At 44.8% G+C, this 26,326-nt stretch carries 29 protein-coding genes and 1 tRNA gene; 19 read left to right on the top strand and 11 right to left on the bottom strand.

Going from position 1 to position 26,326, the window contains the following annotated elements:
* Window positions 1–15: 15 nt before the first annotated feature.
* The 3 genes from infC to CCVT_RS00410 all read right to left on the bottom strand — a co-directional run bounded on the left by infC (window position 16) and on the right by CCVT_RS00410 (window position 3,535).
* Window positions 16–534: a translation initiation factor IF-3 gene (infC, locus tag CCVT_RS00420; protein WP_011991668.1), complete on the bottom strand. Its 519-nt coding sequence runs from the start codon at window positions 532–534 to the stop codon at window positions 16–18.
* A complete protein-coding gene (gene thrS / locus CCVT_RS00415) occupies window positions 531–2,354 on the bottom strand; it encodes a threonine--tRNA ligase (protein ID WP_026175545.1) in 1,824 nt (607 codons plus the stop codon). Before thrS ends, infC begins: the two co-directional genes overlap by 4 nt.
* 317 nt (window positions 2,355–2,671) lie before the next feature.
* Window positions 2,672–3,535: a VIT1/CCC1 transporter family protein gene (locus CCVT_RS00410; RefSeq protein WP_018137319.1), complete on the bottom strand. Its 864-nt coding sequence runs from the start codon at window positions 3,533–3,535 to the stop codon at window positions 2,672–2,674.
* Between the two features lie 137 nt (window positions 3,536–3,672).
* Between CCVT_RS00410 and CCVT_RS00405 the strand changes: the two genes are divergently transcribed.
* On the top strand, window positions 3,673–4,941 hold the full coding sequence (locus CCVT_RS00405; protein ID WP_018137318.1) for a hypothetical protein: 1,269 nt from the start codon (window positions 3,673–3,675) through the stop codon (window positions 4,939–4,941).
* Window positions 4,942–4,951: 10 nt separating this feature from the next.
* Here the strand turns inward: CCVT_RS00405 and CCVT_RS00400 are convergent.
* Window positions 4,952–5,027, bottom strand: a tRNA-Val gene (locus CCVT_RS00400).
* A gap of 278 nt (window positions 5,028–5,305) precedes the next feature.
* On the opposite strand from CCVT_RS00400, the gene CCVT_RS00395 reads away from it, so the two are divergent.
* The 11 genes from CCVT_RS00395 (at window position 5,306) to CCVT_RS00360 (ending at window position 11,709) form a co-directional block, all read left to right on the top strand.
* Window positions 5,306–6,850, top strand: a complete 1,545-nt coding sequence (locus tag CCVT_RS00395) for a flavocytochrome c (RefSeq protein ID WP_018137317.1) — start codon at window positions 5,306–5,308, stop codon at window positions 6,848–6,850.
* Between the two features lie 180 nt (window positions 6,851–7,030).
* The gene (locus CCVT_RS00390) at window positions 7,031–7,465 is read left to right on the top strand and encodes a cytochrome c3 family protein (RefSeq protein ID WP_018137316.1); all 435 of its coding nucleotides are present in this window, start codon (window positions 7,031–7,033) and stop codon (window positions 7,463–7,465) included.
* Entirely contained in the window at window positions 7,462–8,145 is a 684-nt protein-coding gene (locus tag CCVT_RS00385; protein ID WP_018137315.1) for a cytochrome c3 family protein, read from the top strand. The genes CCVT_RS00390 and CCVT_RS00385 overlap by 4 nt, the downstream gene beginning before the upstream one ends.
* Window positions 8,146–8,154: 9 nt before the next feature.
* Complete coding sequence (locus tag CCVT_RS00380; RefSeq protein WP_018137314.1) at window positions 8,155–8,802, top strand: response regulator transcription factor; 648 nt, start codon at window positions 8,155–8,157, stop codon at window positions 8,800–8,802.
* 86 nt (window positions 8,803–8,888) lie between these two features.
* Entirely contained in the window at window positions 8,889–9,056 is a 168-nt protein-coding gene (locus tag CCVT_RS09870) for a glycosyltransferase family A protein (RefSeq protein WP_018137313.1), read from the top strand.
* Window positions 9,057–9,071: 15 nt separating this feature from the next.
* On the top strand, window positions 9,072–9,428 hold the full coding sequence (locus CCVT_RS00375) for a glycosyltransferase family protein (RefSeq protein ID WP_018137312.1): 357 nt from the start codon (window positions 9,072–9,074) through the stop codon (window positions 9,426–9,428).
* Complete coding sequence (locus tag CCVT_RS09865) at window positions 9,425–9,754, top strand: DedA family protein (protein WP_018137311.1); 330 nt, start codon at window positions 9,425–9,427, stop codon at window positions 9,752–9,754. Before CCVT_RS00375 ends, CCVT_RS09865 begins: the two co-directional genes overlap by 4 nt.
* Complete coding sequence (locus CCVT_RS09860; RefSeq protein ID WP_018137310.1) at window positions 9,751–9,933, top strand: hypothetical protein; 183 nt, start codon at window positions 9,751–9,753, stop codon at window positions 9,931–9,933. The genes CCVT_RS09865 and CCVT_RS09860 overlap by 4 nt, the downstream gene beginning before the upstream one ends.
* 74 nt (window positions 9,934–10,007) lie before the next feature.
* A complete protein-coding gene (locus tag CCVT_RS00365; protein WP_227898169.1) occupies window positions 10,008–10,562 on the top strand; it encodes an NAD-dependent epimerase/dehydratase family protein in 555 nt (184 codons plus the stop codon).
* Window positions 10,519–10,734 carry a hypothetical protein gene (locus CCVT_RS09855; RefSeq protein ID WP_227898168.1) on the top strand — a complete coding sequence of 72 codons (216 nt, stop codon included), beginning with the start codon at window positions 10,519–10,521 and terminating at the stop codon, window positions 10,732–10,734. Before CCVT_RS00365 ends, CCVT_RS09855 begins: the two co-directional genes overlap by 44 nt.
* Before the next feature lie 39 nt (window positions 10,735–10,773).
* On the top strand, window positions 10,774–11,709 hold the full coding sequence (locus CCVT_RS00360; protein ID WP_018137309.1) for a methylenetetrahydrofolate reductase: 936 nt from the start codon (window positions 10,774–10,776) through the stop codon (window positions 11,707–11,709).
* A gap of 51 nt (window positions 11,710–11,760) precedes the next feature.
* On the opposite strand, the gene metE is transcribed toward CCVT_RS00360, so the two are convergent.
* Together metE and CCVT_RS00350 are read right to left on the bottom strand one after the other, a co-directional pair.
* Window positions 11,761–14,025, bottom strand: coding sequence for a 5-methyltetrahydropteroyltriglutamate--homocysteine S-methyltransferase (gene metE / locus CCVT_RS00355; RefSeq protein ID WP_018137308.1), 2,265 nt, complete (start codon window positions 14,023–14,025; stop codon window positions 11,761–11,763).
* A gap of 355 nt (window positions 14,026–14,380) precedes the next feature.
* Window positions 14,381–15,874, bottom strand: a complete 1,494-nt coding sequence (locus CCVT_RS00350; RefSeq protein ID WP_018137306.1) for a C69 family dipeptidase — start codon at window positions 15,872–15,874, stop codon at window positions 14,381–14,383.
* 206 nt (window positions 15,875–16,080) lie between these two features.
* Between CCVT_RS00350 and rpmI the strand changes: the two genes are divergently transcribed.
* Window positions 16,081–16,272, top strand: a complete 192-nt coding sequence (gene rpmI, locus CCVT_RS00345) for a 50S ribosomal protein L35 (RefSeq protein ID WP_009649813.1) — start codon at window positions 16,081–16,083, stop codon at window positions 16,270–16,272.
* A gap of 90 nt (window positions 16,273–16,362) precedes the next feature.
* The gene (gene rplT, locus CCVT_RS00340) at window positions 16,363–16,719 is read left to right on the top strand and encodes a 50S ribosomal protein L20 (RefSeq protein ID WP_009649469.1); all 357 of its coding nucleotides are present in this window, start codon (window positions 16,363–16,365) and stop codon (window positions 16,717–16,719) included.
* A 49-nt stretch (window positions 16,720–16,768) separates the two neighbouring features.
* Here rplT and dapF read toward each other — a convergent pair whose 3' ends face one another.
* Together dapF and coaE are read right to left on the bottom strand one after the other, a co-directional pair.
* A complete protein-coding gene (gene dapF, locus CCVT_RS00335; RefSeq protein WP_018137305.1) occupies window positions 16,769–17,518 on the bottom strand; it encodes a diaminopimelate epimerase in 750 nt (249 codons plus the stop codon).
* Window positions 17,499–18,110, bottom strand: a complete 612-nt coding sequence (gene coaE, locus CCVT_RS00330; RefSeq protein ID WP_018137304.1) for a dephospho-CoA kinase — start codon at window positions 18,108–18,110, stop codon at window positions 17,499–17,501. Before coaE ends, dapF begins: the two co-directional genes overlap by 20 nt.
* A 69-nt stretch (window positions 18,111–18,179) precedes the next feature.
* Between coaE and purM the strand changes: the two genes are divergently transcribed.
* The 5 genes from purM to CCVT_RS10165 all read left to right on the top strand — a co-directional run bounded on the left by purM (window position 18,180) and on the right by CCVT_RS10165 (window position 21,144).
* Complete coding sequence (gene purM, locus CCVT_RS00325) at window positions 18,180–19,163, top strand: phosphoribosylformylglycinamidine cyclo-ligase (RefSeq protein ID WP_018137303.1); 984 nt, start codon at window positions 18,180–18,182, stop codon at window positions 19,161–19,163.
* Window positions 19,164–19,200: 37 nt separating this feature from the next.
* Entirely contained in the window at window positions 19,201–19,878 is a 678-nt protein-coding gene (locus CCVT_RS00320; protein ID WP_018137302.1) for a DUF2625 family protein, read from the top strand.
* 714 nt (window positions 19,879–20,592) lie between these two features.
* Window positions 20,593–20,766, top strand: coding sequence for a hypothetical protein (locus CCVT_RS09850; protein ID WP_018137301.1), 174 nt, complete (start codon window positions 20,593–20,595; stop codon window positions 20,764–20,766).
* A gap of 3 nt (window positions 20,767–20,769) precedes the next feature.
* Window positions 20,770–20,949 (top strand): nuclear transport factor 2 family protein, encoded by a 180-nt coding sequence (locus CCVT_RS09845; RefSeq protein ID WP_018137300.1) that lies wholly within the window; start codon window positions 20,770–20,772, stop codon window positions 20,947–20,949.
* Window positions 20,950–21,045: 96 nt separating this feature from the next.
* Window positions 21,046–21,144: a hypothetical protein gene (locus CCVT_RS10165; protein WP_018137299.1), complete on the top strand. Its 99-nt coding sequence runs from the start codon at window positions 21,046–21,048 to the stop codon at window positions 21,142–21,144.
* A 47-nt stretch (window positions 21,145–21,191) separates the two neighbouring features.
* On the opposite strand, the gene CCVT_RS00310 is transcribed toward CCVT_RS10165, so the two are convergent.
* The 3 genes from CCVT_RS00310 to CCVT_RS00300 form a co-directional block, all read right to left on the bottom strand.
* Window positions 21,192–22,613, bottom strand: a complete 1,422-nt coding sequence (locus CCVT_RS00310) for an alanine/glycine:cation symporter family protein (protein WP_018137298.1) — start codon at window positions 22,611–22,613, stop codon at window positions 21,192–21,194.
* A gap of 88 nt (window positions 22,614–22,701) precedes the next feature.
* The gene (locus CCVT_RS00305) at window positions 22,702–23,886 is read right to left on the bottom strand and encodes a replication-associated recombination protein A (RefSeq protein WP_018137297.1); all 1,185 of its coding nucleotides are present in this window, start codon (window positions 23,884–23,886) and stop codon (window positions 22,702–22,704) included.
* A gap of 82 nt (window positions 23,887–23,968) precedes the next feature.
* On the bottom strand, window positions 23,969–26,119 hold the full coding sequence (locus CCVT_RS00300; RefSeq protein WP_018137296.1) for a TonB-dependent receptor domain-containing protein: 2,151 nt from the start codon (window positions 26,117–26,119) through the stop codon (window positions 23,969–23,971).
* Between the last annotated feature and the right edge of the window lie 207 nt (window positions 26,120–26,326).

Raw genomic sequence — 26,326 nt, 5'->3', positions numbered from 1 at the left:
TTGCAATGGCTAAATTTAGCCTTTTTTAGGGGTTACAAGCATATTGACATAGCGGCCTTCGACGAGCGGCTCTTTGTCGCGGTCGGCGACGTCTTTTACGAGCTCCCAGACCTTTTCAAGCATCGCTACGCCGGCTTCTGGCGTACTCATCTCGCGGCCTTTGAGAAAGACGCGAAATTTCACGTGCTTGCCGTCTTGTAGAAATTCGACTGCGTGCTTGACCTTGTAGTTGATGTCGTTTTGAGCGATCTTGATGGAGAGTTTGATCTCTTTTATCTCAATCACTTTTTGCTTTTTCTTCGCCTCTTTTTGTTTTTTTTCCTGCTGATAGCGGAATTTGCCGTAGTCCATGATCTTGCACACGGGCGGCTTGGCATCAGGTGCGACGAGCACCAGATCGAGCCCTTGTTTTTCAGCTATCTTTAAAGCCTCGTCTCGAGAGACGACGCCATACACCGTGCCGTCATCGCCCACACATCTTACTTCGCGCGCCCTAATGTCCTCATTGAGCAATACTTCATTTTCTTTACTCAAAAATGTACCTCACTAAGTTTCTCCTTCGTTAAATTTAAAAATTCCGCCAAGCTCATGTCGCTTTGCGTTCTAGCCTGTCTATCGCGCAGTGCTACGCTGCGGTTTGCCACCTCGTTGTCGCCCAGCACGATGATCATCGGCACTCGTTGTTTTTCAGCCGTTCGTATTCGTTTGTTCAAGCTCTCGTTTTTGCTCGCCACTTCGCTATCGACGTTAAATTTACGTAGCTCACGCGCGATCTCTTTTGCGTAGTCTAGGTGCGCGTCAGAGATCGGCACGATGACGACTTGCGTCGGAGCGATGAAAAACGGCAGTTCGCCCGCCGTGTGTTCGATCAAAATGCCGATAAATCGCTCGAAGCTACCAAGTAGTGCGCGGTGGAGCATGACCGGGCGCTGGCGCTCGTTATTTGCGTCGATGTAGCCTAGATCGAAGCGCTCCGGTAGGTTGAAATCAACTTGTATCGTGCCGCACTGCCATTTGCGCTTTAAAGCGTCGGTGATCTTGATGTCGATCTTTGGTCCGTAAAACGCCCCGCCACCCTCGTCGATGCCGTATTTAAAGCCGTTTTCGTCGAGCGCTTCTTTTAGCGCGTTTGTCGCGATGTCCCAAATTTCATCGCTACCGATGGCTTTGGCGGGCTTGGTTGAAATTTCCATCTCGTACTCGAAGCCAAAATTTTGCATTATCTTGCCCGCGAAGCTTAAAATTTCAAGTATATTTTGCTTGATCTGGCTTGGCATACAAAAGATGTGTGAGTCATCCTGCGCGAACTCACGCACCCTAAATAGCCCGTGCAGCACGCCGCTTTTTTCGTGACGATGCACGACGCCGTATTCGAAAAATTTAAGCGGCAAGTCGCGATACGAGCGGATCTCAGTCTGATAGACTTTGATGTGTCCCACGCAGTTCATCGGCTTGATACCGTATTCCGCGTCGTCGATCGTCGTAAAATACATATTTTCTTTGTAGTTTGCGTAGTGTCCGCTCCTTTTCCAAACGTCGGCTTTTAGCAGCTCCGGTCCGCGTACCGGCTCGTAGCCGCGGTCGCGGTGAGCTTTATATAAAATTTGCTCTAATTTTGAGCGCAAGCGTCCGCCGTTTGGCAGCCAGATCGGCAAGCCCCCGCCGACCTCCTCGTCAAAGCCAAATAGCTTCATCTCTACGCCAAGCTTGCGGTGGTCGCGCTTTTTGGCCTCTTCGATGATGCGGATGTGCTCGGCTAGCGAGGCTTTGTCCGCATACGCCGTGCCGTAAATTCTATTTAGCATCTCGCGCGTCTCGTCGCCGCCCAGATACGCGCCTGCCACGCGGGTAAGCTTGAAAAATCTTAAAAATTTGGTATTTGGCACGTGCGGCCCGCGGCAAAGATCTTCAAAATCGCCCTGCGCGTAGCTACTGACCTCGCCCTCGGGGATGCGTTTTAGCACCTCTTGTTTTAGGTCGTCGTTTTTAAATTTCTCGCTCATCGCGACTTTTGTCGAGCAAATTTTAGTTATCTCAAATTTAGCCTCGGCTAGCTCTTTCATCTTTTTTTCTATCGCTTCAAGGTCGCTCTCGCCAAGCTTCGTACCAGCTTCATCCACTCTAAAATCATAATAAAATCCATCTTCGACGTTTGGTCCGACGAAAAATTTGGCATTTGGATAAAGCGACTTGATAGCCTGTGCCATCAGGTGCGCACAGGAGTGGCGGATGACGTGTAGGGCGTCCGGGGAGTTGTCAAAATACACAGGCTGCGCGACCGCCTCGCGCCCGGCGATACTTTGGGTGTCGATCAGCTCGCCGTTTAGTTTGTATGCGATTATCTCGCTCATCATGTTTTCCTTATATCAGATTGTCTTTTTTACGCTAAAAGAACGATGGTTGATTTTATCTAAATGGGCTTTAAGCCAAACTTAATATTTAAAATTTAGGTTTCACGAAGCTAACGGCGCGATAAATATATAAATCTATATATAAAGTTTGGATATTGTTAAAATTTATGGATTTTCTTTATATATTTTATTATATTTTAAGAAATAGGATGTTAATATTTCCGTTGAAAATGGATTTAAGCAATTACTCGTCTTTGCATTACTTGTAATTCATTTTTCTCCCGACAATCTTGTGCGAGGAAGTGGTTAGCCTCGCACTTTTAAATTTCAAGTCCAAAATATCTCTTCACTAAAAAGCCGATCAAAAATGAGATAATCGCTACGCCAAAGGTTATGGCGCACATTTGCACGACGCGAGGGGTAAATTTAAGCTCTTTTGCGACGCTGATGTAAAAGTTGTAGGCCACGATCGCGACGAAAGCTCCCACAAACATCAGCAAGATGGCTAAATTCATAGAATTTACGATAAAAAACGGCAGTATCAAAATAAGCGTGGTTATGATATAAGAAACACCCGTATAAAGCGAATAAACAAGCGGTGAAATGTCAGCAGAAGGGTTTTCCTTAGACTCGAAATACGCCGAGCCCGCCATCGACAACGAAGCGGCTACACCCATTATGAAGCCAGTCGTTCCGACAACCAAGGTATTTGAAAAAGCCAGTGCGATACCGCTAAGAGTGCCTGTTAGCTCGACCAGCGCGTCATTCATGCCAAGTACGATAGCTCCGGCGTTTATCAGCTTTTTATCTTTTAGCATGGATATCAGCTGCGACTCGTGGTTCATCTCCTCTTCATAAATTTGCGAGGCTTCCGGGTATTCGTGCATTATCCCCGAGTAAAAGCTCTCCGCGCCCTCTTCCCTCGACTCCATAAATTTAAGAGCGAACGACGTGCCGAAAATTTTGACCATTATCACATAAAAGATCACGTTAATAATGCTTGCCGTCCTGGTTTCACCGGTGATCTTTTGGCAAAAATTATAATGGCGCTTCTCCTCGCCGGCTATCTTTTGTAAAATTTTGCGGTTTGCATCGTCTTTTTCGCTATTTGCCAAAAGGGTGTAGATCGTGTAATCATTTATCTCGTTTTGAAGCTGTTTGAGAGCTAAATTTCTATCTAACATCGAAATTTCCTAGGATTGATTTGAGTTTAAAATTTTATCCAAACGGGCATTAAGCTAAACTTACGAAATTTCGACCGACTTTAAAAAATATGAAAATTTCCGATATAGTTTAAAATTCATTAACAAAGGACATGTTTATGAAGATACAAAATTACAGCGTCGACATGCTCGCGCAAAATTTCAGCTACCAAGAGAGCAAAAACTCATTCACGAATCAAAGCGCGAAGCTGATCGGCTCGCAAACATCGCAAGGCTCTTTTAACGCTAGGAGCAAAAATATCAACATGATAGATAAAAGCAACCAAACGAACATGAGCGCCACAGAGCAGATGATGATAGCGCAAATGGCGCAAAAATCGATACTGATGTTTAAAAGGATGCGCGACATGCAAGATGTGGATACAAGCGGTGTAGGCACGTTCAAGCGCACGTATTCCGAGGCTGAGCAGCTGAAATTTCAAACGACGGCCATCATAAAAACGAGCGACAAAGAGATCGGCGTGATGCTTGAATTTAACCTCTCACATAGCTTTCAAAGCGTATCGAGGATAAGCGCCTTTGAGATGATGGACCCACTCGTCATCTCGCTTGACGGCAACGCTCCTAGCATAAGCGACGAGAAATTTAGCTTTGACATAGATAGCGACGGCAAGGCGGATCAGATCTCAAAGCTGGGAGCAAATAGCGCGTTTTTGGCACTTGATCGAAACGGAAACGGCGAGATCGACGATGGAAGCGAACTTTTTGGTACTAAAAGCGGTAACGGATTTGCAGATCTAGCTCTTTTTGATGATGATAAAAACGGCTGGATAGATGAAAATGACGAAATTTTTAGTAAGCTTAGGATCTGGCGAAACGACGGCGACGAAAAGAAGCTCATCGCACTTGGCGAGGTTGGCATAGGGGCGATATTTTTGGGTAACGTGGAGTCAAAATTTAGCTTTAGATCAGAAAAAGATAACGAGGAGCTCGCAAGGCTCAAAAACGGCGGATTTTTCTTGTATGAAAACGGCACCGCGGGCATGATCTCGCAGATCGATCTAGTAAAGCACGACAAAAAAGCGCAAAACAACGCTACCGGGCGAATAGCCGAGGCAAGCAAAGCCTTTGAAAACGATCCTATAAATTTAACCTTCGCCAAAAACGATCAAGACAAGATGGTTACGACCCAGCAGCAAGAAAAACTGGATATGAGCAAATTTATCGTGAAGAAAAAGAGCTCTAGCGCTGTGGTGCTCACGAAAAACAGAGAAAGCCTCCTAAGTGAGCTGCAAGAGCGCTTAGCTGCGCTTACTCAAAAGCTGATGGCAGCAAAAACACAAGAGCAGACGCAAAATATACAGATACAAATACGAAGTGTGAATTCTCAAATCATGGCGGTCATGACATCGGCAGTCGCGGGATAAATTTAAAGAGTGGTGGCCCCGAATGGACTCGAACCATCGACCACTACCATGTCAAGGTAGTGCTCTACCAACTGAGCTACGGGACCGAAGCGATTTGGGATTATAATCAATTTTTCTTTTTGGCTAGCTTAAATTTTAAAATTTCATAAATTTTGTTCGTATATTGTATGATTTCTTATCTTATCTTGATTATTTACATATAAATTTTATCCTTTAAACAAATATTAATTTTTATTAGAGTTGTAAAACGGATTATCATAAATATGCCCAAAATAGCACAAAATTAAAATTTCAAAATATCTCATATCTTTCTCATAAATATTTTGTATAATTCAACTAGAACAACTTTTTAAAAGGAGACAATATGGCAAATCAAATGTCAAGACGTGACATGCTCAAAATGGGTATGGTAGGTGCCGGCGCACTTGCTCTTAGTGGCATGAATGCTTCAGCTTCCGCCTTAAACGAGAAAGACGTAAAATTTGACGAAGAATGGGACGTGATCATCATCGGTTCGGGTTTTGCGGGTCTTGCTGCAGGTCTAACGGCTGCCAAGAAAGGCAATAAAGTTTTGATCCTTGAAAAAATGGGACGTATCGGCGGTAACTCCGTCATCAACGGCGGTGGTATGAGCGTCCCGATGAATCCCGTGCAAGCAAAAACAGGCATAAAAGATAGCAAAGAGCTATTTATGGCCGACTGCTTGAAAGCCGGCCTTGGCATAAATCACCCAGAGCTTTTGGAGACTCTAGCCGATCGCGGCATGGATGCGTTTAATTTCTTGGTAGAAAACGGCGTTCAGTTCAAGATGGATCACTGCGCGCACTTTGGCGGACATACCGTCGCTCGCTCTATGCTGACTACAAACGACTCGGGATCAGGCTATATCCAGCCTATGCTCGAGAGATTTGAAAAGGCCGATGGCTGCAAACTCGCACGCAGAACGAAATTCGACGACTTTGTTTTAGACGATAAAGGTCGCGTAGTAGGCGTAGTAGTGCGTGAGGAGTATAAATTTGACGACAAGCTTTACAGCGACGATCTTGAAAACACATCAGGAACCAAAAAAACCCTCAAAGCCAAAAAGGGCGTCGTGCTTGCAGCGGGCGGATTTTGCCGAGATAAAATTTACAGAAAGCTTCAAGATCCGAGGATCCCTGACAGCGTAGACAGCACGAACCACGCAGGTGCGACTGCAGGTGCGCTTTTAAAGGCTTTCGAGCTAGGAGCTTATCCTGTTCAAGTTGATTGGATCCAGTTTGGTCCGTGGGCGAGCCCCGATGAAAAAGGCTTTGGTACAGCTCCGATCCTCACTCAACAAGGCACATTCAAATACGGTATCGCAGTCGATGTTCGCACCGGCAAGCGCTTTATGAACGAGCTGGCTGACCGTAAAACCCGCGCCGATGCGGAATTTAAAATTTTAAGAGAAAAACCGGACGCTTTCCCTATCACATTTGCCGATGATAAATGCTTTAGAGACCTTAGCCCGGAGGTAGTTCAAAAAGGTATGGCTAGTGGCAAACTAGTAGGCGTTTGCAAAAGCATAGACGAGATCGCCAGCAAATACGGCGTCCCTGCTGACGCACTAAAAGAGAGTGTAAAAAAATATAACGAGGGCGTAAAAGCCAAAAAAGACGAATTTGGCAAACAAGAAAGCGCATTGTTCGAGATAAACGAGGCAGGACCGTTTTATGTCATCCGCCTATCTCCAAAACCGCACCACACTATGGGCGGCCTAAAGATCAACACAAAAGCGCAAGTGCTATCATCTAAGACAAATAAACCGATAGACGGCCTTTACGCTGCGGGCGAGATCACAGGCGGAACGCACGGTGCCAGCCGCCTAGGAACAGTTGCTATCACAGACTGCATCGTCTTTGGTATGATAGCAGGCGAGAATATCTAAATTTAGCCGGCTAGTTTATTTCTATGGCGGTCGTAAATCTCTTACTTAGCACGGAACAGATCGATTTTCGCGGTTGGGCATAATGCCCGCCCTGAAAATCGGCTGGTTACAGATTCGCTCGAGATTTACTGTCCGCCTATTGAGAGCAACATTAGCCGATATAAAATTTTAAGGCGACCCATGAAAAATCTAAATTTCATAGCTGTCTTGTTATGTTTTTGCTCTTTTTATCTGTGTGCGGCGGATATACCAAAGAACGATCTAAACGTAACCAAGATAGTAGTATCGGATGAGCTTAGAGCCAAGCATAAGCTAAAGCCTCATCATGAGCATCTGGCGTTTGATTGTCTTGATTGTCACGTAAATCAAGGTGATGATCCGAGCAAATTCAAAGCTATAGGCGACGAAGGCTGTCTATCCTGTCATAAGAGTAAAAAGCTCTTGGCCGAGAGGCTAAAATTTATGGATACGCTAAAGGCAAATCCTCATAACTCCGTTCATGACGGCCCTACGCTATACTGCGACGAGTGCCACTTCGAGCATAAAGAGTCTACTAATATGTGCTCAGAGTGTCACGAACACGAAATTCCGCAATGGATGGGGGTGACACCATGAAAATTTCAAAGAAACTCTTAGCGCTTATCATACTAATAAGCGGCATCATAGGATTTTTAGTAGTGCTTCCCGTTCATTATGCACTTGAAGAGACCAGCACGGATAAATTCTGTGTGGTATGTCACGAGATGGACCCTATGGTCATAGCCTACAACGACGATGTCCATAGCGGCAAAGGACCTACCGGTGTGAAAGCAAAATGCGTGGATTGTCACATACCTCATGACAATATCGCAAAATATGTTCTCATCAAAGCCAAAAACGGAGTCATGGAGGGCTGGGTGCATTTCTTCGGAGATCCAAATGCTATCGACTGGCATAAAAATTTAAAAAATAAAGAGCATTTCGTATTTGACAACGGCTGCACCAGCTGCCACGCAAACGTCATAACAAGTGACAAGACCTCGGCTCAAGCTCAAAAGATGCACGCTCATTACGAGAAGCTAAAAGGCACGGATAAAGAGCTAAAATGTGTCAGCTGTCACTTTAGCGCGGGACACAGTGTAGGATTTAGAAACTATCTTGAGTACTGGAAACCTACATACAGCATCTACGACAAGAAGATGATGGAGAAAAAGATACAGATAAAGAAAGCATTCTTTAAAGATAAATACACCCCTACCAAAGAGGAGGAGGAATTTATGAAAGGGGATGCGAACAAAACCGCAAGCGGACATTAAGGCGAATTTATGAAAAAGATCATGTTGCTTTCAAATGACTTTGACCTGAATGTAAATTTAGGCGCAGTGCTTTATCGCTTCAACTTCAGGATAAACTGCTTTCAAAGCGAGCAAGGAGTCATGGACGACTTTGACAACGGCAACAGATACGACCTTTACGTCTTAGACATGAAGGCCAAAGACATAAATTTAAAACTTGTAAAATTTTTGCGTGAGAATAAAAACCTCACGCCTATTTTGCTTGTCTTAGACGAGGCCATACCGACGCTTTTTAAAAAGATATATTATGCTAAAGTCGATGATTTCATCATCAGTCCATTTTCGCCCGATGAGTTCATCTTTCACGTATTCAAGCTTTGTAAAGTGCTTTTAGGCTCGAAATTCGAGTTTAAAAATGGCCTCGTATTTGACAAAGACGCGCTTTGCGTCACAAAAGGCAAAGAAAAGATCTATCTTGGCAAAAAGGAGAGCTTGTTTTTAGAGATCCTAGCCAAGAATTCCCCTCACGTAGTCACCTACGAAGAGCTCGACCATCACCTCTACAAGGGCGAGAGCCTGTCTCAAGACAGACTAAGATCGCTCATACGCGAGATAAGACAAAAGATCCCCACACTTGAGATAACCACGATACGCGGTATAGGCTACAAAATAGAGTAAATTTTAACCACACGTAGCGATCTTGTTTAACATTTTCTTCATACCTTTTACCTAGAATACGCAAAATTCTAGTAAAGGAAAACGCGATGAGCGAGCGAGGAACGAGCCTGGGACGCAACACGGGCGCGAAAAACGCAAAATACGAAAGACTGATATTTTTAGACGCCGACGATAGGATAAAGCCCGATTTTTTAGAAAAATCGCTTGCAGCCTTGCAAAAAAGCGGGCTTTGGGTCGCAGGCGGTCAAATTTGAGGCGGCGAAAATTTCATGACGAAGCTTGGCATCGGGATTTTCAACCTCGGCATGCTAATAACACAGTATTTCTTCCCGACCTGCACGGGCGCTTGCATCTTCAGCACGAAAACGGCGCACGAACATATCGGCGGATTCGACACGCGAATAAAGCTATGCGAGGACTGCGATTACGTAAATCGCGCGAGCAAAACGTTTCGCTTTAGGATGCTAGCGGTAAAATTTAGATTCAACTCGCGCCGCTTGGAGCAAGACGGGCTTTTTAAGATGGGCGCGCTGTATCTAAGAGCCAACGTCAGACGATTAATATTTGGCGAACTGCTTAATGACGAGATAAAATATCCCTTCGCGCACTACCGAGAGAAACAATGATACCGCCGTGGCTCTCATGCGCACTAAATTCGCACTACTTTTCGCTTATCATTTTTCTAGGAGCCTTTGGCGACGCGTTTTTGTTCAGCGCGCCTTTTGTTTTTGGCGAGATATTTTTTATCGCCGCAGGATACACACTCGCGCATTTTAGCGGATACAAGATCGTTTTGCTAGTCTGGATGGGCGCGGTTTTGGGCGATATTTGCAGCTTTTTTATCGGTAGGCGTTACGCAGAGCGCATTTTAAAAAAGCTCACGCACAAGCGCCCTAGGCTTCGACTAACAGCACAAGGGCGGCAAAACTCATCAAAAACAAAGGCGCAATGACGCTCATCATCGCTAGAATTTCAGGGCCATTATCAAAAATAATGCCTTTCATGGCGGCAAGCCTGGGTATGAATTTCATCCCGTTTTTGCTAGCCGATTTTTTGGGCGTCGTTTTGGGCTCGGCGCAATTCATCTTAGCGGGCTGGGCGCTAGCCAAGGGCTTGCACGGCGGATTTTAGCGGCGCAAATAAAAATAAAGTAAATTTATTTACCCGTTTTAGCTACACTCACGTAAATTTTAAAAAGGATAATGATGAAAAAAGTATTTTTAGCCGGTGCAAGCGGCGTTTTAGGCGTGCGAATATGCAAAATTCTGCTTCAAAACGGATACGATGTTTATGGCACGACAAGAAGCGAAGCCAAGGCGCAAAATTTAGCAAAGATCGGCGTCAAACCCCTCATAGTCGATGTTTTTGACTATGAGAATTTGCAAGCGCAGATGAAGAGCATCGCACCTGAAATTTTGATGCACCAGCTCACCGACCTGCCTGACGGGCTTGATTACGCGGGCAAGATGGACGAGGTACTGGCAAGAAATGCGAGGATCAGGGTGGAGGGCACGGCAAATCTCATAAAAGCCGCCAAAATTTCGGGCGTGAAAAAGATGGTCGCTCAAAGCATCGCCTTCATCTATGAGCCAAGTGACGGGGTCTTTACCGAGAGCTCGCCGCTGTTAAATTTCGCAGACGCCACATACGGCGAGACTTCGCGCGGCGTGCATAGCCTCGAGACGCAGGTTTTGGGTTGCGCCGTTTGTGGGCGTGGTGCTACGAAACGGGCTGCTTTACGGGGGCGACACCGGTTTTAGCGCACCTTTTGAGGGCATGGCTAGCGTGCATGTGGATGCCGCCGCAAACGCCGCATTTTTGGCATTAAAATGCCAAAGCGATGAAATTTTCAATATCGTGGATACAAACGCCAAAACCTCGAACGAAAAAGCCAAAAAGCTGCTTGGCTGGGACGAAAAATTTAGGCTTTGATTTGCTATAATCACGTTAAATTTACGCTAAAGGCTCATTTTGCTGATCCAAAAGATAAAAAATAACGAAGCGGGCATACTGCTATACGGACTCACGCCGCCAAAGGAAAATTTAACCGGCGAAGAAACGGCGGCTATCGCGGCTAAACAAATCGCTCGCCTAGAGGGTCAAAATATCGACGGCATCGTGCTTTACGACCTGCAAGACGAATCCAGCCGCACAAACGAGGAGCGCCCTTTTGAGTTTATCAAAACTACGCCGCCAGAGACCTATTACGAAACCTATCTGAAAAAGCATTTCAAGGCCGTTATCTACAAGGCTGTCGGCAAATATGACGAGCCAGAATTTTGCGAATTTTTACGCCATCGGCAAGAGGACCTCATCTGTGTTTTCGTAGGAGCCAGCTCGAAATCTCAAGAGGTGAAGCTAAAGCTTGACGAGGCTTACGCCCTAAAGGCAAAATTTGCCCCAAATATCACACTAGGAGGCATCTGCATACCAGAGCGGCATGCCAGCAAGCTAGATGAGCACCTAAAGGTCGCCCACAAAAGCGAAAAAGGGTGTGAATTTTTCATCACTCAGGCCGTTTATAATCTCGAAAATGCAAAGAAATTTATAGATGATTATGCAAAGCTGGAGGGCAAAAAATGCCCGATAATTTTCACCTTCACGCCTTGTGGTAGCGCAAAGACGCTTCTTTTTATGAAATGGCTTGGTATAAATATCCCACCAAATTTTGAAGAGCGGCTGAATGCGTCCGAAAACATCCTGCAAACATCGCTGAATTTATGCCTTGAAATTTTCAATTTCCTTTACAAATACGGCCTCGCAAAAGGCATAAGCGTCGGAGCGAACGTAGAAAGCGTCTCAAACCGTAAGGTCGAGATAGAGGCCTCGATCACGCTTTTAAAGCAGATACAAGAGATCATCGCAAAAACAAATACCGCCTACCACTGGATAGGAGTTGGGATATAAGATAAAAGTAGTGAATTTTATAAGCCCCTAGATTTAGGGGCTTTATACAGATTATGAATTACGAACGATCTTGACCGCTTCGACCATATTTTTTAGGCTAGGTCTTACTTCGTCCCATTTACGAGTTTTTAGACCGCAGTCAGGGTTGATCCAGAGCTGCTCTTTTGGAAGTACCTCAAGTAAAGCACGGATTTGCCCCACTATCTCATCGACCTCCGGCACGCGCGGACTGTGGATGTCGTAAACACCAGGGCCTACCTCTTGCTTGTAGCCCACGGATTTAAAAATTTTAAGCAGTTCGTTGCCGCTGCGAGCAGTCTCTATACTGATGACATCAGCGTCCATCGCTTCGATCGTCTTGATGATGTCGTTAAATTCAGAGTAGCACATATGCGTGTGGATCTGCGTTTTTGCACTTGCAGAGCTGACCGAAAGCTTGAAGCAATCAACGGCGAATTTCTCATACGCAGGGATATTTTCAGCGCGTAGCGGATAGCCCTCTTTAAAGGCCGCTTCATCGACTTGGATGATCTTTATACCGGAATTTTCAAGATCGGCAATCTCGTCATAGATACAAAGGGCAAGCTGTTTGGCGATCTCACTCCTAGGCTTGTCGTCGCGCACGAAGCTCCAGTTTAGGATAGTCACAGGTCCTGTCAGCATGCCTTTCATTATCTTTTTAGTCCTACTTTGAGCGTAGCTGATCCAATCGACCGTCATCGGCTTTGGACGACTCACGTCGCCAAAAAGAAGCGGCGGCTTCACGCAACGGCTACCGTAGCTTTGCACCCAACCGTTTTGAGAAAAAGCGTATCCTTTGATCTGCTCGCCAAAATACTCGACCATGTCGTTTCTCTCAGGCTCTCCATGCACGAGCACATCAAGCCCGACATCCTCTTGAAATTTAACACAATCATCGATGTAAGCCTTGATATCGGCCTCGTAGGCTTCTTTGCTGATGAGTCCTTTTTTAAAGGCGTTTCGCACTTGGCGAAGCTCCGGAGTTTGTGGGAAAGAGCCGATGGTCGTAGTCGGTAAAATGCCGTAGTTTAAAGCCTCTTTTTGAATTTTTATACGTTTTTCATAGACCGTATCGCGCTCGAATTTACTTAAATTTTTAACACGATTTGCGACCGCTTCGTCGTGGATGAGCTTTGAAGTAGCGCGCGAGTTTGCACTGGCTTTGTTTGCAGCGTAAATTTCAGCCTGCTTTGCGCTTAGCTCTTTGTTATTTGCGAGAGCGGCGATGATGGCGATCTCGTCAAGCTTTTCAACGCCAAAGCTTAGCCAGCTTTTGATCTCAGGATTTAGCTTTTCCTCGTATTTTAGGGTGTATGGCACGTGTAGCAGCGAGCAAGACGGACCGATAGCAAAGTCTTTACCGCCAAGCGCATATGAGATTTCCTTCACAAGGGCGAGCTTTTTATCTATATCGCTTTTCCAAACGTTGCGACCGTCGATGATACCGGCAAATAGCACGACGTTTGAAGCGGCGATCTTCGCTAAGGCCTCTTTGTTTTTCTCACCGTGGATAAAGTCTAGCCCAAGGCCGTAAATTTTAGTTTTTAGCACCTCATCGACAGCTTTTAAAGCATGCTCGAAATAGGTCATAAAAATGATTTTCACATTTGATGCGACGCTTGTTAGCCTGTCATAGACCTTTGAAATTTCGCTCGTTAGCTTATCGCCTTTGTCAGTCACGAATATCGGCTCGTCAAACTGAACTAAAATTTCATCGTCAAGCTTTGAGATCTCTTTTAAAAGCTCCTCGTAGCTCGCTAAAATTTCGTCCAAATGGCAAAACGCGCAGCTGCCGTCAGTCGTTTTTGACAAAGCTAAAAAGGTTATCGGACCGATCAAATTTATCTTTGTCTTCACGCCTTGGGATTTTGCTTCGTTGTATTCGGCGATAATTTTCTCGACATTTAGTTTAAATGTGCTGGTTTTATTGATCTCTGGTACGATGTAGTGGTAGTTTGTATTAAACCATTTCGTCATCTCCATCGCCACGGCGCTTTTGTTGCCGCGGGCCATAGCGAAATATTGCTCCAAGCCGTTTAAATTTTTAAATCTAAACGGGATCACGCCAAGCGCAAAAATAGTATCGAGCATGAGATCGTAAAACGAGAAATCATTGCTTGAGATAATGTCGATACCGGCGTCTTTTTGATACGCCCAGTGCCTAGCCTTAAGCTCGGTCGCGACGGCTAGAAGCTCGCTCTTTTCGACCTTGCCCGACCAGTAGTTTTCAAGCACCTTTTTAAGCTCGCGCTGTTCGCCTATCCTTGCAAAACCCGTAACATAACTTTTTATCATTTTTTTCCTTTTAAATTTTATTTTTGAGCCAAATGGCAACTGAATTTTGACTTGAAATTTTAAAATTTTGGCGGATGGCAGCCGCTTTTTCGTAGGCTGAAATAAAATTTATAAAACGCCGTCTCAAAAAGCCTGCTCGCCGCTTGCGATAAATTTATGACAGCGTTTGAAAATTTAAGTTTATTTGAAAATTTATTTTGGTTTATGGCTCTTTTGCCAAGATCAACGAATTTTAGGCATGGGACAAGGCATCAGCCGTTCCTTTTTGGTTAAATTTAGCGCGTATTATAAAGATTTTTTGCAAATAAATCAAGTAAATTTAAGGCACGCAGCGAGGCGCACCTTAAATTTTGGGCTAATCTTTTTTATTTTTATTTAAAGATTTTAGCTTCGTATCCGTATCGTCAGTGAGCATAGTAAAAATTTCATTCGTCAAATCTTGCGTCAAAGCCTTCGCCTCTTTCATCGTTTTTAGCGAAAATTCGTTCAAAAGCTTATTTGCTTTTTTCTTGTCTTTTTTGTAAATTTTGACGTATTCATCTTCAAATTTTGCTTGCTTTACGGCTAGCTCGTCTTCAAATTTTTTATATGCAGCTTTGACGATCGGAGCGTATTTGTTATAGTCCATCATCACGAGAGTTTGTAGCTTGCGGTAAGTCCAGTAAATGGACTCGTCATCAGCCTTGTATGAGCCCTTATCATAGCCATCGATGAAGCCATCCAGTCCGTAATAATACGGCAAATACACGCTTAGATCAGACATGCCAAGCGCGACGTAAGTCACTCTGCCGATTTCCTGCGGTAGCCACGGGCGCACCTGCATCACGTGCGACTCATACGTCCTAAACACGCTGATAGCTCGATAAATGCCGCTCTCCTCGTCCTTGCTGACGTATGGATCATACTTCGTGCCGTCGTAGTGGGCTCTGAGAGCGGTTTTTAGATCATTTACGCTTAGCTTTTTCTCCGGCTTCATAAACACAGGGAAATTCGGCCCATCGGCGATGTCTTGCTTGAAGCTTGGGTTAAACATCTGCTGCACCCAAAATACGCGCGGATAGTTGTAGGTAACGTCTCTCTCGTCGTTTCTCGTGTAGGCCTTGCCAAAGTGAAATTCGCCGTCTTTGCTCGGATCATACGCGCCGTGCTCTTTGGCAAAATTTATCAAATTTTTCGAGCCCATGAAATTCGGGTCGTTTTCTTTGTAGTTTTGCAGTCTGCCTTGATTGCCCGAGACGAAATACTCATCTTTTGGCAGCTTCACCGCCATCCACTGATGTCCGGTGCCGGTCTCGAAATACCAAATCTCATCCTTATCCACGAACACGACGCCAAAGCCCTCGCCCGCACCCGTGCTCTCCACGATCTCTCCGAGCAGCTTCACGCCCTCTTTGGCACTTTTCATGCGTGGTAAAATCACGTCAGGGATGTCATCCTCGGTGATACCGGTGGCTTCGTTATACGGGTCGATCTTTAAAAGTTCGTCCTTCGCGTAAATAGTCTCTGTGCCGCTTATGCCAGCACCTGCTTCATTGTATCCGACCGCGCCGTGAAGCTTGGTGTGAGAATTTGCGATGGTCGTGTAGCGCATCGAGTCCTTTGGTAGCGGATATGTGAAGTCGCTCGCGCCGTCGTGGGCTTTTGAGCTATATGTGCCGCTTTGGTTGGTCTTTTTTGGATGTATCAAAAAAAGCTGCGCCTTTATGGCCTTGCTATCGGCACTCCTGGCGATCAAGAGCGAGCCGTCGTTTGAGGCTTCGTTACCTACCAAAATAGTCGTGCAAGCCAGTGCCGAGCCGCAAAATAGCGTGCCGATGACCGCCGCAGAGGCGAGAAATTTACTCTTCATTCGTTACTCCTTTTGGTTGAAATTTATTTTAAAATTATAGGCTTATGCTGTTTAATTAAATATAAAAATTTAAGAAATTTTCAAGAATTATTTAAAATTTCACACTATAAATTTTGACTTCATTTTGTTAAATTTAAATTTCTTAAAGCAAATTTTAGTATAATTCACATCTTACGTCTAACGTAAAAACCGAAAAAAGGATTAGCATGCCAAAAATGAAAACCGTTCGCGGTGCTGCTAAACGCTTCAAGGTAGGCAAAAATAAGATAAAACGTGGCTCAGCTTTTAGAAGTCATATTTTAACTAAAAAGCCAAGCAAGCGTATGAGAGATTTGCGCGGACCACATTATGTGGATGGCACGAATGTTTCTGCAGTAAAGAAAATGCTCGGCGTATAAACGAGCGAAGTTTTTGACCAAAAGTCATTCAAACTCCCCTAAAATTTTAGGGAAAGATCCGAAATGGACGCCAATTTGTAAAGGATAAATATGGCAAGAGTAAAAACAGGCGTAGTTAGAAGAAGACGCCATAAAAAAGTTCTAAAGCTTGCACGCGGATTTTTTAGTGCAAGACACAAACACTTTAGAAAAGCCAAAGAGCAGCTCGAAAGAAGCTTAGTCTATGCGTATCGCGACAGACGACAGAAAAAGCGCGATTTCCGCCGTTTGTGGATCGTCAGGATCAACGCTGCTTGCAGACTAAACGATCTTAGCTATTCAAGATTTATGAACGGACTAAAAAAGGCAAATATCGAACTTGATAGAAAAATTTTAGCTGATTTGGCCATGAATGACGCGAAAGCATTTGCGGCACTTGCAAAACAAGCGAAAGACGCTTTAAAATAATCGATCCATCTCTGCCATCAAGGCAGAGATTTTATTTTTATCCTAATAATCAAACATCTATATAAGCATCAAAACAGTGTTTTACTTTGCCTTTGAAGAAAATTTTACCATTTTCTAGTCTTAAGCCAAGTTCATCACCGCTTTTTGGATACACTTTGCAGTACTTAGATGCGTTAAAATTTAAAACCGCACCGTAAAAACATGCAGCCATACCTGTCCCGCACGCTAGTGTCTCATTTTCCACACCGCGCTCATAAGTGCGAACATAAATAGTATTATTTTCCAGCTTGGCTAAATTCACGTTAGCATTATATTTATAGCGGAGATCTCGGCAAGTTTGGATGTCAAATTCATTCAAGTCGCTAACAAAACTAACAAGATGGGGTACACCGGTATCATAAAAATGCCATATCTTGCCAAACTCATCTATAGACTCATTACTAAGAATTTTAGGGCTAGTCAGCTCTACTTCTACGCCATCTTTACTAACGTTTGCGCTAACTATACCGCTTCCGGTTACCAGATCAAATACATTAGTGCAAAGTTGATTGTCTACGGCGTATTGGGCTGCTGCACGTGATCCGTTACCACACATATCCGCATGGCTTCCATCGGAGTTATAAAATTCCCAAACGATCTCGTTAGTATCTTTGCCAGGCTTTAATACGATCAGTCCGTCCGCACCGATGCCATTATATCGGTCGCAAAGCCTCGTAGCAAGCTCGCTTCTATCCGCACTAACAAACGTATGAAATATAACGAAGTCATTGCCGTTTACATTATACTTTGATACTATCATATTTGCCTTTCAGTTTTTTTATAAATTCAGTCGTTTCATGCTCTAAATTTGCTAAATTTCGGCTATTGTCGATAACAAATTTTACCATTTCTCGCTTTTTTTCGATGTCGATTTGTAGCTCCACTCGGCGCAACGCTTCATCGCGTGTCAAAGAATTTCGCCGCATTACGCGCTCAACTAGCAAATTTTTAGGCGCATAGACGAGCGCGACTTGCGTAAATTTCTCGTAGCTCGCTCGCTCAAAATAAAGTGGAATATCCACAAAAAATGGCTGCTTTTTTGCCTCCAAAATTTGCGCGCGGGATAAAATTTCAGCCTTTATGCGCGGGTGCAGCAGATTTTCAAGCCACGCAAGTTTTTCTTTGTCGTTAAATACGATATTGCCGAGCTTCTTACGATCGAGTGCGCCGTTTATTAAAATTTCATCGCCAAATTTTGCCGCGACTTGCTCAGCGTAAATTTGCAACTGCTCGTGCGCGATCAAGTCCGCATCTATCACGCTAAATCCGTGTAGTTTCAGCAAATTTAGCACCGTGCTTTTGCCGCTGCCGATACTGCCCGTGATCACGAATGCGTGCTTAAACTTGCTCAAATTTATCCTTTTTTACCGCGATTTTAGCAAGTCTTGGCTAAAATTTAGCAAATTTTTAAAAGGCAAAAAATGATAAGCTACAAAGAAGCGGGAGTGGATATCGACGCTGGCAACAGCTTTGTGGAGGCGATAAAGCCCTTTGTAAAGGCAACGCGCACGCCAAACGTGATAGGCGGTATCGGCTCATTTTCGGGCGCGGTGCGACTACCTGCGGGGTATAAAAAGCCAGCCATTTTGGGCGCTACGGATGGCGTGGGCACGAAGCTGCGCCTAGCGATCGACGCGCGTAAATTTGACGGCGTCGGACGAGATCTCGTCGCAATGTGCGTAAATGACCTCATCTGCAACTTCGCCACACCGCTGTTTTTTCTCGATTATTACGCGACGGCAAAGCTAGAGATCGAGGACGCAAAAGCCGTCGTAAAGAGCATCGCCGAGGGCTGCCAGCTGGCTGGCTGCGCGCTCATCGGAGGCGAGACTGCCGAGATGCCATCGATGTATGAAAAGGGCGACTTCGATCTTGCGGGCTTTGCGGTGGGTATCGCCGAGGAAGACGAGATCGACAGAGCTAAATTTGTCCGTGAGGGCGACGTGCTCGTGGCTTTGCCATCAAGCGGTCTGCACTCCAACGGCTTCTCGCTCGCACGTAAGATCGTGGCGGAGCTGGGGATAAAATTTGACGAGCCAGTCGCGGGACGCACGCTCATAGACACGCTTTTAGAGCCGACACGGATCTACGTGCGCGATTTTTTAAATTTCAAGGACAAAATCTCCGCACTCGCGCACATCACGGGCGGAGGCATCGTCGAAAATCTGCCGCGCGTTTTCCCTGACGGGCTTGGCGCGAAGGTGCAAAAAAGCGCGATAAAAACGCCTGAAATTTTTCACATCATCGCGCAAAAAGTCGAACCTGCCGAGATGATGAGGACGTTTAACATGGGCGTGGGGCTCGTGCTGGTCGTGCCAAAGCAAAACGCAGACTTCGTGCTGGCAAACTCAGACGGCTACGTCATCGGCGAGGTCGTAAAAGGCAAGGGCGTGGAGCTGGTTTAGGTAAATTTAGCGCGCATTATTGCTAAAAAGGAAAAACGTGAAAACCTTAACCGAGCTTGTAAATTTAGAAGAACCAGGCTGGCGGCTGGTCAAAGAGTGGGCGGCGGAAGCTAAAAATCACTTTGAAATTTTACCGCGTGATGAGCGGCTGGCGGGCGAGGAGCTGGTCGCGTTGCAGATCAGTACCAGATCGCCGATGGGAGCGGTCGTTTATGAAAGCGGCGGAGTGCTGTTTTATCGGGGCTTCGTGCGCCTGCTTGGCAGTGGGTGCGATCGAATGAGACGCGGGCTTGCCGGCTGGAATGCAAAGATGATACCAGATCTGCCGATGCAAAGGCGGCCATATCTCATCGTCGCTGATGATGTAGTGGGCGGGGTCTTTGCGATAAATGGTGGCGGACTAGGTGAAGATATGGGTAAAATTTACTATCTCGCGCCAGATACGCTTGCGTGGGAAAATTTAGAGTTTGGCTATTCCGACCTCGTGTATTGGCTATTTTGTGGGGATGTAGCGAAATTTTACGAGCCGTTTTTCTTTGAGGGCTGGCAGGATGCGGTCGCGAAGCTTGGTTGCGACGAGACGTTTTCATTTTATCCGTTTTTATGGAGCAAAGAGGCGCAAGATATGGGCGTGGGTGCGCTTAGCCAAAAAGCCGTTAGTGCGGACGAGAGCTACCGCCTGATGATAGAATTTGTGGCAAAACTTGGTAGCTAAACAATAAAATTTTAGGCTCTGTTAAAATATTTCATTGATTTTCATATTTCAAAGTAGGAGAATGCAGACAGCATTCGAGTAAAAACCTTGTGAAGCGACGCTATCGCCGCCGATTTTCAGAGAAGCCGTAAGGCTGAACGCGGTCTGCTCGCAGTTGCGAGTGTAACGAAGCGTCTTGAAAAGCTACGAGCAACGCGAAGTAGAAAAAATCGTGCTATATGTTCGGCTATTCGCTCCGTGCAAACGCTGTTCACGTCCGCACTGGTCACTCTTGGAGCGAACAGGGTTTGCGAAGTAAGTATCAATGATTTATTATAGCAGAGCTAAATTTTAAAAATTTGCTATAACTTGTGACCAGGCAAGTCTTTTATCGCAAGCAATGAAGTCGTTTAAAGGAGCTAAAAATTTAACGACTGCTCATACGAGACACACAACGATACAAAGCGCGATATAATAAGAAAAGTATGCGTTATTTTGGTGATCTGTAAATATAAATTGGCTCTAAATATTGATTTTTAGCTTTAAAAAATACGAATAGCATTCGAGTAAACCCTTGCTAGCGAAGCTTATCACCGCCGATTTTTACTTTGTGCTACGTGTTCGTAACGTTCCTGTAAGAAATTCGCAAGCAGTGCTTGAGTATCACGAAGTCGAAGTAAAAATCACGCTAAATGTTGGGCCGCTCGCTTCTGCTGCGTAGCAGAAGCGAAGTGAGTGCCAAATAGACAGGAAGCCAGAGTAAAATTTACCTTGCTATTTAAATTTACATTTTGTTGTAACGGCTATGCTGACATCAGCGAATTTTATAAGGGAGCAATCGTGAAAAAGAGCTTTTTAGTGATTTTAACGGCGGCATCTTTGGCGTTTGGTGCGGCGGGTACTACGTAGAGCGTGAGCGAGCAAAATAAAATTTTGGTCGAAAATTTCTGGAACAGCGTCTTTAACAAGCACGACACATCGGTAATCGATAGCGACGTGGGTAGCGGATACAAACAGCACAGCCCAAATTTCAAGGACGGCAAAGCGGCGTTTAAAAGCGCAGTCGGCGGCTTTCTCAAAGAATTCCCGTAAAGTAGCGCCGTCATCAAACACATCGGTGCAGACGGCGAGCTGGTCTTCATTCACAATCACATAAAGTTAAACCCGAGTGACCGCGGACAGGCTGCGGTGGATATTTTCCGCGTGAAAGACGGCAAGATCGTCGAGCACTGGGACGTGATACAAGACCTGCCCGAAAAAGCCGAAAACGACAACACGATGTTTTAAATTTTTGCGGCTTGAGGCAAAATTTCAGCCTTCAAGCCGACCCGCCTTTATAGATTATTTTGTTTGCCGTAGCGAATATAATCTTTCACATTATAATCTTTTTTGTCGTTATAATCTTTTAAAAGCTTCACAACGATCGGGCTTAGTATAAGCACGGCTATCAAGTTTGGTATCACCATCAGCCCGTTGAAGAGGTCTGACAGCTCCCAAACGAGCTTGATCTTTAGCAAACTTCCCATAAAAACGAACGCGACGACTAAAATTTGAAGTATTTTAACGGCTTTTGGGCCAAAGAGATATCTGACATTTATCTCAGCAAAATAATACCATCCAATAATAGTCGTAAATGCAAAGAAAAATAGACAAATCGCAACAAAAGAGTAGCCGAGCGTATGGCCGAGCAGATGCGATGAGAACGCTTCTTGAACCAGTGTGATACCGCCTAGTGCATGGATATTGGCAGGATCGATGACATTTGAGCTAAGTACGACGAAGACAGTAATGTTTAAAACGACGAAAGTATCGACAAATACGCTCATTATACCAAGCATACCTTGCTCTACCGGGTGTTTCACCTGTGCTGCAGCGTGAGCATGCGGAGTCGAACCCATGCCCGCTTCGTTTGAAAACAGTCCGCGCGCGATGCCGTATCTCATCGCCGTCGCTATGCTAGCTCCTACCGCCCCACCCCAGGCTGCAGACGGGTCAAAAGCCGCCTCAAAAATGATAGATATCACGCCCGGGATCTCTTTAAAATTCACACACATTATCACAAGGCCCACAAAAACATAAAGTATCGCCATGAGCGGCACGACCTTTTCGGCTACGCGTGCGATAGTCTTTACTCCGCCTATGAAAACTACGGCGCATATGACGGCCAATATGACACCCATTAGCCATTGCGGCACGCCAAATGCACCGGCAAAGCCGTCCGAGATGGAATTTGCTTGCACCATATTTCCCATACAGCCAAGCGCCAAAATGATAGCTAAAGCAAAAAACGTGGCTAAAATTTTACCCATCTTTCCGCCAAGTCCGCGCGATATATAAAATGCTGGACCGCCTATCGTATGGCCACTATTATCCTTCGTGCGATAAACCTGCGCTAGGCAAATTTCGGCAAAATTCGTCGCCATCCCTAAAAATGCGGCACACCACATCCAAAATATCGCACCGGGGCCACCCATTATGATAGCGGTAGATGCGCCGACTAAGTTACCAGTGCCGACTTGTGCTGCGACTGCGGTAGCGACTGCTTGAAAGGAGCTCATACCGTGCTTGCCGGCCGCTTCACCGTGAAGAGAAAAGCTGCCAAATAAGCGATCCCAGCCGTCTTTGAATTTAAAAATTTGAACGAATTTTAGTCTGATAGTAAAGTAAAGTCCCGTGCCACAAAGCAGAGCTATCAGAAAATACGGCCCCCAAACGAACGAGTTTATCTTGCTGACGAGATCGGTAAATAGTTCCAATGGCAAATCCTTTTCAAGCAAATTTCAATAAGATTTTTCAGTATATTAAAAAAAATTTAAAATTTTTATAAAATGTAAAAAAGATCGACTACTTTTTAATTTTTATCTTACCGATCCACTCATCAAGCGTTTTTTCAAAGCCTATGCCCTTGCTTTCGTAAAATTTCAGCGGCTTTTCGAGATATTTTTGCTCGACCCAGCCACCAAAATCATGCGGGTAAAGGTAGTTTTTGATCTGCGGATCCGTATTGACGAGATACGGTGGGATTTTAAGAGGTTGCTCGTTTTTGACGTATTTTAAGGCGCTGTTTATAGCTAAATAGCTTGAATTCGACTTTGGCGAGTGAGCTAGATAGACGGCGCATTGAGAGAGGATTATGCGCGCTTCCGGATAGCCTATCTTACTAACAGCTGTTAGCGTGCTGACAGCTAAATTTAGGGCGTTTGGATTAGCGTTACCGATATCTTCGCTCGCAAATATCACCATTCTGCGCGCGATAAAGTCCGCACTCTCGCCGGCATCGATGAGCCGCGCAAGGTAATAAATAACGGCGTTCTCGTCGCTACCTCGCAGACTTTTTATAAATGCGCTTGCTAAATGGTAGTGCGTATCGTCCTCGCTCACGCCTTCACTAACGGCATTTGCACGTAGAATTTTGAGATTTTCAAGCGTTATGTTAGTGCCCAGACTCAGCGCGAATTCGAGTAAATTTAGAAAGCTCCTTGCGTCTCCACCGCTACTTTTAAAAAGATACTCCTTAGCTTCGTCGTCTATATCAAATTTTATCTCGTCGCTAACACGCGTTAGTAGCCTCTCAAAGTCGCGTGAGTTAAGGGGCTTGAATTCAAATAGCATCGAGCGGCTACGGATACCGGAGCTTAGCGTAAAAAATGGGTTTTCCGTGCTTGCACCGATTATTATAGCACGGTAGTTTTCCATCGGGATGAGTAGGGCTTCTTGCTGGGTTTTGCTCAGGCGGTGGATCTCATCGATGAAAAATATCGGCTTATTTAGGGCGTTTTCATAGTTTTTTAAAATTTTGCGAAATTCTTCTACCTTCAGATTGCCCCCGTCAAACTCATAAAAATCATAGCTCATCTCTGCCGCAATAGCTCGTGCAAAGCTCGTTTTACCACAGCCTGCAAGTCCGTAAAATATACTGTGCGGGATCTTTTCGTTTGCTATAAATTTTTTAAAGACGGCGACTATATCGCTTTGTCCGTAGATATCATCGAGCTTTTGGGGACGGAAGCGTAAAGCAAAGGCTTGCAAATTTTCTCCTTTTAAATTTGAGCTATTATACTCAAATTTAAATACGAACGAGGCTTCATGCCCCGTCCGTAAATTTTACCGCCTAAAACGTCTTTTCAAAGTCTATATAAAAATTTCGTCCTTTGCCGACTCTTGAGGTCTTTTTTACTCCGTTTGGGAAGATGTATTCTTTATTGAAGAGATTATTTATACCAAAGCTGATTTTAAGCCCTTTATTTAGCAAATAGCTATCAAAATTCTTCGGCTCCCATTTGCCTTTTAAATTTACGATCGTGAAAGTCTCGTCGTTGTTTTTGTAGGTCACACCCTGTGAAACGAATTCTTTTTCATCGTTATTAGGTTTGAACCAATGCGTCACATCAGCACCCATGCTAAGCCCCCAAGGCTGATATTTATAAAGCGCACCCAATGTCAGCTTGTCAGCATAGACGGTGAGTATCTTTTTGGTTGCTTTATCATAAATTTTAGTGTGGTCGTAGCCTAGAGAGAAGACGAGATTGTTTATGGCATATTTTGACTCGACCTCGATGCCATGACGCTTTGCGTGATCGACATTTTCATACATACCATAGCGCCTATTGGGTGCGTCTGGATCAAATGGCGGATTACCAGGTTTTGCTTGCAAAGCTATCATATCTTTGATATTGCCATTGTAGTAAGTCGCCTTAAAATACAGCTCGTCATCGCCGAGTAAATTTTGCTTGTCGATAGAAAAGCCAAGCTCATACTCTTTTGCAAGCTCCGGTTTTAGCTGAGGGTTTGACATATACCAGTAATGCGGATTTAGCGGGCCAATAGGAGAGGTCTCGTTTGGCGTAGGACTTCTAAAGGTCTCGGCGTATCCGGCGAGTAAATTTACACCATCAAGCACCTCGTAAGCAACGGCAAATTTAGGAGAAAATCTAGACTCCGAGCTCGTGCTCCTACCCGGTAGCTTCACACCGCGTTTAAATTTATCAAAACGCCCGCCAAGGGTAAATTCAAATTTTCCCACATCAAAGACATCTTGAGCGTAGATACCAAGGTCTTTGTAAAAATTTGGAAACGAGCCAAAGTCAGACGGTTCGCCGTTATACAAAAATATCGCGTCTTCTTTCCTATGCTCGTAATCAACGCCGGTTACCAGCCTATGCTCCAGCCAGCCCGTGGCAAAAACACTCTCATTTTTTAGCCTCATCCCCCATCTGTCGTCTTTATTGACGTAATCAATTAAAATCGGCTGGCGTCTTAATATACCGGATCTTATCCTATGATTTTGAGCCCTTGCATTATAATACTGAAGCGACAAATTTACCCAGTTGTTATTAAGCGGAGTATATTTATACATCACGCTGTAATCGCGCTGTTTTAGCCGTCCGACCGTCGGTAGTGCCCCGGGCTCCGACCAGTAAAGCGACTGCCAACCGGTGATGAAATTCTCATGATAGTTAAACACGCTAGCTTCTATGCTATGCTCATCAGTGATCGCCCACTCAGTCTTTGCAAAGACGGTATTTATGCGTTCATCGTTTATCGCATACTTTATACCCGTTCTCTTGCCGTCCTTTGCCATCTTCATCGTGCCAAAGTCCGCGTGCTTGCCATAAAGCACAAATCCGAAATTTTCTACCGGTCGCAAAGCTATGGCAGCGCGGTTTGAATTCATGTGATTGCTCTCTTGACGATGGCCTATCGTAACGCCGTAGTCGCTACCCGGGTTTATGAAGTCATTTACGCCTTTTGTCTGCATGCTAACGATACCACCGATCGCGCCACTGCCGTGAAGCACAGATGATGCACCCTTTACGACTTCGACGCGTTTTAGCAAGTCATTATCGACGCGAAAGCTTGAAATTTGGTTTGAAAAGAGTGATGCAGAGCGCTTAATACCGTCTTGTTCGATGATGACGCGGGCTTCGCTTTGATAGCCAAAGCCGCGGATGTTGAAATACTGACCGACCTGCCGACCAAAGTCATTTCCAAGCTGCACACCAGGAACAGAGCCTAGATCTTCGATAATAGAGGGCGATTTTACCAAGTCATTTTGATTTAAGATACTGACCTGACCTGCGTATTTTGCGACATCGGTTTCGCTCCTATTTGCCATGATCGAGACCGTATCGAGCCTGACTGTCGCGATGGTCGTGTTTGAGTCGGTTCGTTTAGAATTTACGTCCGAACCCCCCCCCATTTGTGCTGTGGCAGAAGATACGCCAAATAAAATAATGGCGGTAACTTTGCTTAATTTACACATTTTACCTCCTTATATTTTAAAATAAATATTGATAATTAACATTAAATTATAAGGATAATAGCAGTTATTTTCTTAAGAATAAATTAGACGTTAATGATGTTTAAACATACTTTATATATTTTAATAGCCTTGCTTTAAGAAGTATTGATTTTTAAAATTTAAAACATTCTAGCGTAGTCAAATATTATGAAGCGACACTATTTTGCT

The sequence above is a fragment of the Campylobacter curvus genome, assembly GCF_013372125.1.
Lineage (GTDB): Bacteria > Campylobacterota > Campylobacteria > Campylobacterales > Campylobacteraceae > Campylobacter_A > Campylobacter_A curvus.
The sequence above is the reverse complement of the archived record's forward strand: the minus strand, read 5'-3'. Positions and strand labels throughout refer to the sequence as shown.

What these genes read in the sequence shown, in the direction of transcription:
- CCVT_RS00405 (WP_018137318.1), top strand. Translation starts at nt 3,673, where the DNA reads ATGAAGATACAAAATTACAGCGTCGACATGCTCGCGCAAAATTTCAGC.
- CCVT_RS00350 (WP_018137306.1), bottom strand. Translation starts at nt 15,874, where the DNA reads ATGAAGAGTAAATTTCTCGCCTCTGCGGCGGTCATCGGCACGCTATTT.
- dapF (WP_018137305.1), bottom strand. Translation starts at nt 17,518, where the DNA reads ATGATAGTATCAAAGTATAATGTAAACGGCAATGACTTCGTTATATTT.
- CCVT_RS00365 (WP_227898169.1), top strand. Translation starts at nt 10,008, where the DNA reads ATGAAAAAAGTATTTTTAGCCGGTGCAAGCGGCGTTTTAGGCGTGCGA.
- CCVT_RS00300 (WP_018137296.1), bottom strand. Translation starts at nt 26,119, where the DNA reads ATGTGTAAATTAAGCAAAGTTACCGCCATTATTTTATTTGGCGTATCT.
- CCVT_RS00380 (WP_018137314.1), top strand. Translation starts at nt 8,155, where the DNA reads ATGAAAAAGATCATGTTGCTTTCAAATGACTTTGACCTGAATGTAAAT.
- rplT (WP_009649469.1), top strand. Translation starts at nt 16,363, where the DNA reads ATGGCAAGAGTAAAAACAGGCGTAGTTAGAAGAAGACGCCATAAAAAA.
- CCVT_RS09870 (WP_018137313.1), top strand. Translation starts at nt 8,889, where the DNA reads ATGAGCGAGCGAGGAACGAGCCTGGGACGCAACACGGGCGCGAAAAAC.
- metE (WP_018137308.1), bottom strand. Translation starts at nt 14,025, where the DNA reads ATGATAAAAAGTTATGTTACGGGTTTTGCAAGGATAGGCGAACAGCGC.
- CCVT_RS09860 (WP_018137310.1), top strand. Translation starts at nt 9,751, where the DNA reads ATGACGCTCATCATCGCTAGAATTTCAGGGCCATTATCAAAAATAATG.
- CCVT_RS00395 (WP_018137317.1), top strand. Translation starts at nt 5,306, where the DNA reads ATGGCAAATCAAATGTCAAGACGTGACATGCTCAAAATGGGTATGGTA.
- CCVT_RS09865 (WP_018137311.1), top strand. Translation starts at nt 9,425, where the DNA reads ATGATACCGCCGTGGCTCTCATGCGCACTAAATTCGCACTACTTTTCG.
- thrS (WP_026175545.1), bottom strand. Translation starts at nt 2,354, where the DNA reads ATGATGAGCGAGATAATCGCATACAAACTAAACGGCGAGCTGATCGAC.
- purM (WP_018137303.1), top strand. Translation starts at nt 18,180, where the DNA reads ATGATAAGCTACAAAGAAGCGGGAGTGGATATCGACGCTGGCAACAGC.
- CCVT_RS00390 (WP_018137316.1), top strand. Translation starts at nt 7,031, where the DNA reads ATGAAAAATCTAAATTTCATAGCTGTCTTGTTATGTTTTTGCTCTTTT.
- CCVT_RS00375 (WP_018137312.1), top strand. Translation starts at nt 9,072, where the DNA reads ATGACGAAGCTTGGCATCGGGATTTTCAACCTCGGCATGCTAATAACA.
- CCVT_RS00410 (WP_018137319.1), bottom strand. Translation starts at nt 3,535, where the DNA reads ATGTTAGATAGAAATTTAGCTCTCAAACAGCTTCAAAACGAGATAAAT.
- rpmI (WP_009649813.1), top strand. Translation starts at nt 16,081, where the DNA reads ATGCCAAAAATGAAAACCGTTCGCGGTGCTGCTAAACGCTTCAAGGTA.
- CCVT_RS00385 (WP_018137315.1), top strand. Translation starts at nt 7,462, where the DNA reads ATGAAAATTTCAAAGAAACTCTTAGCGCTTATCATACTAATAAGCGGC.